Source organism: Shimazuella soli (assembly GCF_022511585.1).
GTDB lineage: Bacteria > Bacillota > Bacilli > Thermoactinomycetales > Thermoactinomycetaceae > Shimazuella > Shimazuella soli.
The window spans coordinates 1-5872 of the sequence record NZ_JAKWBN010000020.1 but is presented as its reverse complement, the minus strand read 5'-3'; the positions used below and the strand labels follow the sequence as shown (position 1 = coordinate 5872).

The window sequence follows — 5872 nt, the reverse complement described above, 5'->3', positions numbered from 1 at the left end:
AAAGACACACATGTCTTTCTCTTCATCTATTTCCTATCCAATTTTCAAAGTGCGACAGCCTCACTTGTTTGTGTTTCAAGCGCGACTTTTATATTTTATAACAACTCGTCCCGAAAATCAAGTAGAAGTTGTTGTCAGTCAGCCGTTTGTGTGTTGCTCGCGGCGACAAGAAATAATATAACACGGTCAATAAAAGATTGCAACCCCTTTTTTAATCTTTTTTTCTTAAAGCCAAAAGAACTTAGTATTAGTCGTATAAATCAAAACAAAACACATTTTGTTTCTTCTATATATAAATTATTATCTTATATTCATTAATAATTACTGTTAAAATGTTCATAGTGGAGAATGCCATACCATTTTTGAGATACCACTATTAAAAATGTAGCCAACTAATTTGTCCTTATATGTTTCTATCAACTTATATAACAACCTCATGCAATTTTAGACATCTTTCTTTCCGCTAATTCTTTCATCTAATTTTCCCAGTGAAATTGCTTCTGCAAATTATTTACTCAATTTCTTAATAGGATTAGTTACATAAAATACAATTCGTTTAATTTTATCTCTTCTAAATCATCCCTATCCTCAAAAATAGGTACAACCCATTCTTTGGCTATAGATTTTTTTATTTTTATTTATTATTATATCGATTATAGTTAACAAAAATTTCACGTAACTATTTTTATTTCCGAAATACTGAAAGGGGCGATTGTTACATATCCACCTTTTTACTTGAAGATTAACAACATTAGGAGGTACGCAAATGAAAAGAGTTTTCTCATTAGGGTTGTCACTCAGTCTTCTTTCTATTAGCGTTATCGGTTGTAGCAATAATTCCAGTGGAAATGTAATAAAAATCGCAACCCAGACACCCCTTTCTGGCAACCAAGCCACTGTTGGCGAAGCGATTAAAAATGGTGCTCAGTTAGCACTTGATGATCATGCAGAAGCTTTTAAAAAATTAGGGTTTGATTTAGAATTAGCACCTTATGATGATCAAGCAGATCCTAAAAAAGGTGTTGCAAATGCACAACAAATTGGTGCAGATCAATCGATTCTGGGTGTAGTCGGCCACTACAACTCAGGGGTTGCTATCCCTTCCTCTACTACCTATCAAAAAAATCAATTAGTGATGGTATCACCCGCGAATACTGCTGTAGCGCTAACTGAAAGCGGTAACAAATCGGTGCATCGGATTGTAGCACGAGATGATGTACAAGGCTCTGCAGATGCTAACTATGCCACAAACAAATTACATGCAAAAACCATTTTCATCATCCAAGATAAAACAGCATATGGACAAGGAATTGCTAGTAACTTCCAAAAGCAAGCTGAGAAAAATGGAGCCAAAATTGCTGGCAATGAAGGTATTACTGTTGGAGAAAAAGACTTTAGCGGGGTATTAAACCAAGTTGTCGAGGCAAAACCTGATTTCATTTTCTATGGCGGTATTTACTCTGAATTCGGAATACTCGTCAAACAAGCAAGAGAAAAAGGAATTACTGTCCCTATGATGGGCGGAGACGGAGTAGATTCCTCTGATATGTATAAAATAGCCGGCGATGCGATCAAAGACGTTTATTATAGTACAACTGCTGCTGATGTTAGTAATACAGAAGAAGGTAAGAAGTGGGCAGAACGATACAAAGCAAAATTTAATAAAGCCCCTCAATCGTACGCCTATTATGGATATGATGCGATGAATGTACTACTCAAAGGGTTAGAAGATGCGATTAAGAAAAATGGCAATAAAAAGCCTACACGTCAGCAAGTTTTAGACGCTGTTCACCTAATCAGAGATTATCAAGGAATTGCTACCAAAGTATCTTTCGATAAAAAAGGTGATAATGATTTCGCTAAAATCTTTATTCATAAATTTGAGAACAATCAATATCCAGGCCCTCTAGTTGGAGAAGAAGGAAAATAACAGCAAGCATAATCTAAAGAGGTGAATGAAAGCGCTTCACCTCTTTCCCAAACTATAGAGAAAGGAAGAGTTTTCTTCATGAGTCATATCTTCTCTGCTCTTCCCCAGGTTTTAGTAGACGGTCTAACACTCGGTGCTATCTATGCTGTAGTAGCACTAGGTTATACCATGGTGTACGGCATATTAGAACTCATTAACTTCGCTCATGGCGAAGTATTTATGACTGGAGCATTTATCGGAACAGGTCTCTTGCTATCTATGGGGGCATTTGGTTCTGCTCTGCCTGCTTGGATCACTCTTATACTCATCTTAATCCTAACAGCTCTCCTCACTGGTCTCTTAGGAATGGGCATCGAAAAGCTAGCATATCGGCCACTTCGAAAAGCACCAAAACTGATTCCTTTGATTTCCGCAATTGGTATTTCCTTTATTCTACAAGACTTAGTTCGTTTCCTAGCGGAATGGAAAACTGGTAACTATATCGTAACAGGCACTACCTTATTTGAAGGAAAATTAACCATTCCCTTTTCCTCCATCATCGGAACGTTTCAAAATGCAACGATTAAAACAAACACGCTTATTCTCATTGGCATTACCATTGCTATCATGTTTATGCTCGATATATTTGTCAACCGGACCAAATGGGGTACAGCCATGCGTGCTGTAGCACAAGATCAAGAAACAGCATCGCTCATGTCTATAAACGTAAACAAAGTAATCAGCCTAACTTTCTTTATCGGTTCTGCCATTGGCGGCGCTACTGGATTTTTATTCGCCCAACAATATGCGACGATTGATCCTTACATTGGATTTATACTTGGGCTTAAAGCTTTTACTGCGGCTGTCCTTGGGGGAATTGGAAATATACGTGGAGCAATGTTTGGCGGTTTACTTTTAGGTGTATTAGAGGTTTTTGCTGCTGCAAATCTGAGCACCCTTACCAGCGGCGTATTTGGCTCGGAATACAAAGATGTTTTTGCTTTCGCTATTTTAATTTTGGTCCTTATTTTTAAACCAGAAGGCTTATTTGGGAAATCTGCCAAGGAGAAAGTGTAGGTGATCAGGATGAACAAAGGCTTAGATATGCTACAAAAAAACCGAAAGCTACAGTTTACCTTATTGTTACTGTTTATCCTTTTGAGTAGTGCCAGCGTTTACTTCTTGGAAAGATCCGTTACTGCATTTCTTTTGTTGTTAGGCTCTTTGTTACTTCTTCACTATACTCATCTTTCCAAAAAAATAAAATGGAGCATCGCTCTTATACTACTAGTGGTCATTATTCCACTAGCTACCTCTGGTGGAACATCACAACAAGATTATATGGAAGTAGCTGTCCAAACAGGGATTTATATTGCAATGGCACTAGGACTAAACATAGTAGTTGGCTTTGCAGGACTTTTAGACCTCGGGTTTGTCGCATTTTTCGCTATTGGCGCCTATACCTATGGGATATTTGCTTCCCCACAGGCAGCTACGCTGTTTCATAGTAATATCTTTCCCCTAGGTGGAGCTTGGTTTTGGCCGTTTATCATTATAGGCGGGTTGATAGCTGCTCTATTTGGCATATTATTAGGAATTCCTGTTCTGCGTGTAAAAGGCGACTATCTGGCTATTGTTACCCTAGGATTCGGAGAAATCATCCGAATTGTGTTTAACAATTTGGACAAACCAATCAATATTACTAACGGCGCACAAGGTCTTTCCCAGATTCAGCAGCCTGAACTCTTTGGATTTACCTTTAGTCTTGCCAGTCAGTTTTATTATATCGTCATTGCAATATTGTTGATCGTGATAATTGGAGTCCAGAGGCTAGAAAATTCAAAGTTAGGACGTTCATGGAAGGCGATCCGAGAAGACGAAATTGCTGCCCAAGCAATGGGCATTCCCTTGGTTAAGACAAAATTGTGGGCTTTTGCGTTAGGAGCATCTTTTTCAGGAATGATGGGAGTGGTATTTTCCGCCAAAAATATGTTTGTCGATCCCTCCAGTTTCACTCTCATTGAATCCATCACTATTCTTGTTATGGTGATTCTCGGCGGTATGGGAAGTATACCTGGCGTCATCCTAGGAGCTGCTGTTATTTCTGTACTAAACCTACAAATATTAACAGAAATAACCAATTTCTTAACACAGACAATTAATATACCTGAAACACTATCTCCGACAAAAATGCAGCGTCTTATCTTTGGGGTTATTCTTGTCCTGATAGCGGTTTATCGCCCAAAAGGGTTGATTACTGCCAAGACCAAGCAGTTTGATCCAAAGGAACTAGCAGATCAAACCATTTCAGATAAATAGGGAGAGAAGATGAATGACTGCATTGGAGTTAAAAGGAGTAACCAAACAGTTTGGGGGATTAACCGCCGTAAATAAAATAGACTTGTCTATCAAAGATAATTCCATTACTGCCATTATCGGGCCGAATGGAGCAGGGAAAACGACTTTGTTTAATCTGATTACGGGGATCTATAAACCAGATTCAGGAAGTATTGTAATGAATGAAACTTCCCTCATAAATCGAAAACCTAATCAAATAGCTAACTTAGGAATTGCCCGGACTTTCCAAAATATACGTCTATTTAAAGAAATGACTGCATTAGAGAATGTATTGATAGGTATGCATTCTCACCTCACATCTGGTTTACTCGGCACCTTATTTCAGTTAAAACGAGTCCGCTTAGAAGAAAAGAAGGCAGCGATAGATGCTTATGAATTATTGCAGACTGTTCACCTCTCGGAGAAATGCAATGAACGGGCTAAAAATCTATCTTATGGAGAACAAAGGAGATTAGAAATCGCCCGAGCCCTTGCTACTAGACCAAGCATTCTTTTTCTCGATGAACCAGCAGCAGGGATGAATCCAAGAGAAACAAAAACACTAACTGATCTTATCACTCATATCAGAGAAAAATTTAACCTTACGATTATTCTCATTGAGCACGATATGAAACTTGTAATGAATATTTCCGAGGAAATAATCGTGCTCGATTATGGTCAAAAAATCGCGTCTGGAAGTCCAGAAGAAATACGATCTAATCCAAGGGTAATAGAAGCCTATTTAGGAAAAGGAGCTGTTTCTTGATGTCAGAACGCTTGCTTTTACAAATGCAACAAGTATCAGCTTACTACGATCAGATCCAAGCATTAGATACTATTTCTTTAGAAGTAAATCTTGGTGAAATCGTTACTTTGGTAGGCTCCAATGGTGCTGGAAAATCCACAACCTTAAAAGCGATTTGTGGTCAGGTAAAAACAACTGGAACTATCTCATTTCTCGGAAAAGATATAACAAGACTCCCTCCTCATCAAACTGCTAAACTAGGAATCGCACATGTACCAGAAGGCCGCCGGATATTCCCTAGATTAACAGTCAAAGAAAACCTAGAAATGGGTGCTTTTCAACTAAAGAACAAAAAAGAGATAGAGGAGCAGATGGAAATCGTTTTTCAATATTTCCCAAGAATAAAAGAACGGCTCCATCAAAAAGGAGGAACCATGAGTGGAGGAGAGCAGCAAATGTTAGCGATTGGCAGGGCACTCATGAGTAAACCTAGCATTCTGCTCTTAGATGAACCTTCTATGGGATTAGCACCGATCATTGTAGAACAGATATTTGAGATCATCCAAGAGTTAAATCAGACAGGAATGACCATTTTATTAGTGGAACAAAATGCGTATCAAGCACTTACCATCGCACATCGCGGTTATGTGATCCAAACAGGAAAAATCATCCTGGCAGATCAAGCAGAATCATTATTAGAAAATAAACAAGTAACAGAAGCTTATCTTGCTTAAGATATAAAAGAAGACCCTTTTTTTTGATCTGAACCCAAAAAGTTAGACACGAAATTTAAGCAGCTTGCTGGGCATGAGTTCGGTATTGAACCGGACTCATGCCTTTTAGTTTTACTTTCATTCGTTTGTGGTTGTAATAGTAAATAT

Annotated in this window: 7 protein-coding genes; 6 read left to right on the top strand and 1 reads right to left on the bottom strand. The window is 38.2% G+C overall.

What is annotated here, in order from left to right; genetic code table 11:
- The 6 genes from MK805_RS17690 to MK805_RS17665 all read left to right on the top strand — a co-directional run.
- A partial coding sequence (locus MK805_RS17690) for a hypothetical protein (protein ID WP_240877244.1) occupies positions 1 to 181 on the top strand: 181 nt, incomplete at its 5' end.
- 585 nt (positions 182 to 766) lie between these two features.
- A complete protein-coding gene (locus tag MK805_RS17685; RefSeq protein ID WP_240877243.1) occupies positions 767 to 1930 on the top strand; it encodes a branched-chain amino acid ABC transporter substrate-binding protein in 1164 nt (387 codons plus the stop codon).
- A 78-nt stretch (positions 1931 to 2008) separates the two neighbouring features.
- Entirely contained in the window at positions 2009 to 2986 is a 978-nt protein-coding gene (locus MK805_RS17680) for a branched-chain amino acid ABC transporter permease (RefSeq protein WP_240877242.1), read from the top strand.
- 27 nt (positions 2987 to 3013) lie between these two features.
- Positions 3014 to 4228 (top strand): branched-chain amino acid ABC transporter permease, encoded by a 1215-nt coding sequence (locus MK805_RS17675; protein WP_240877241.1) that lies wholly within the window; start codon positions 3014 to 3016, stop codon positions 4226 to 4228.
- A gap of 13 nt (positions 4229 to 4241) precedes the next feature.
- Positions 4242 to 5012: an ABC transporter ATP-binding protein gene (locus MK805_RS17670; protein WP_240877240.1), complete on the top strand. Its 771-nt coding sequence runs from the start codon at positions 4242 to 4244 to the stop codon at positions 5010 to 5012.
- Positions 5012 to 5725, top strand: a complete 714-nt coding sequence (locus MK805_RS17665; protein ID WP_240877239.1) for an ABC transporter ATP-binding protein — start codon at positions 5012 to 5014, stop codon at positions 5723 to 5725. Before MK805_RS17670 ends, MK805_RS17665 begins: the two co-directional genes overlap by 1 nt.
- Positions 5726 to 5780: 55 nt before the next feature.
- Here the strand turns inward: MK805_RS17665 and MK805_RS17660 are convergent.
- Positions 5781 to 5872: IS3 family transposase (locus tag MK805_RS17660; RefSeq protein ID WP_240874218.1), on the bottom strand; the 92-nt coding region annotated here is incomplete at its 5' end.

Excerpts from the sequence above, each read along its gene's own strand:
- MK805_RS17685 (WP_240877243.1), top strand. The coding sequence starts at position 767 with ATGAAAAGAGTTTTCTCATTAGGGTTGTCACTCAGTCTTCTTTCTATT.
- MK805_RS17680 (WP_240877242.1), top strand. The coding sequence starts at position 2,009 with ATGAGTCATATCTTCTCTGCTCTTCCCCAGGTTTTAGTAGACGGTCTA.
- MK805_RS17665 (WP_240877239.1), top strand. The coding sequence starts at position 5,012 with ATGTCAGAACGCTTGCTTTTACAAATGCAACAAGTATCAGCTTACTAC.
- MK805_RS17670 (WP_240877240.1), top strand. The coding sequence starts at position 4,242 with ATGACTGCATTGGAGTTAAAAGGAGTAACCAAACAGTTTGGGGGATTA.
- MK805_RS17675 (WP_240877241.1), top strand. The coding sequence starts at position 3,014 with ATGCTACAAAAAAACCGAAAGCTACAGTTTACCTTATTGTTACTGTTT.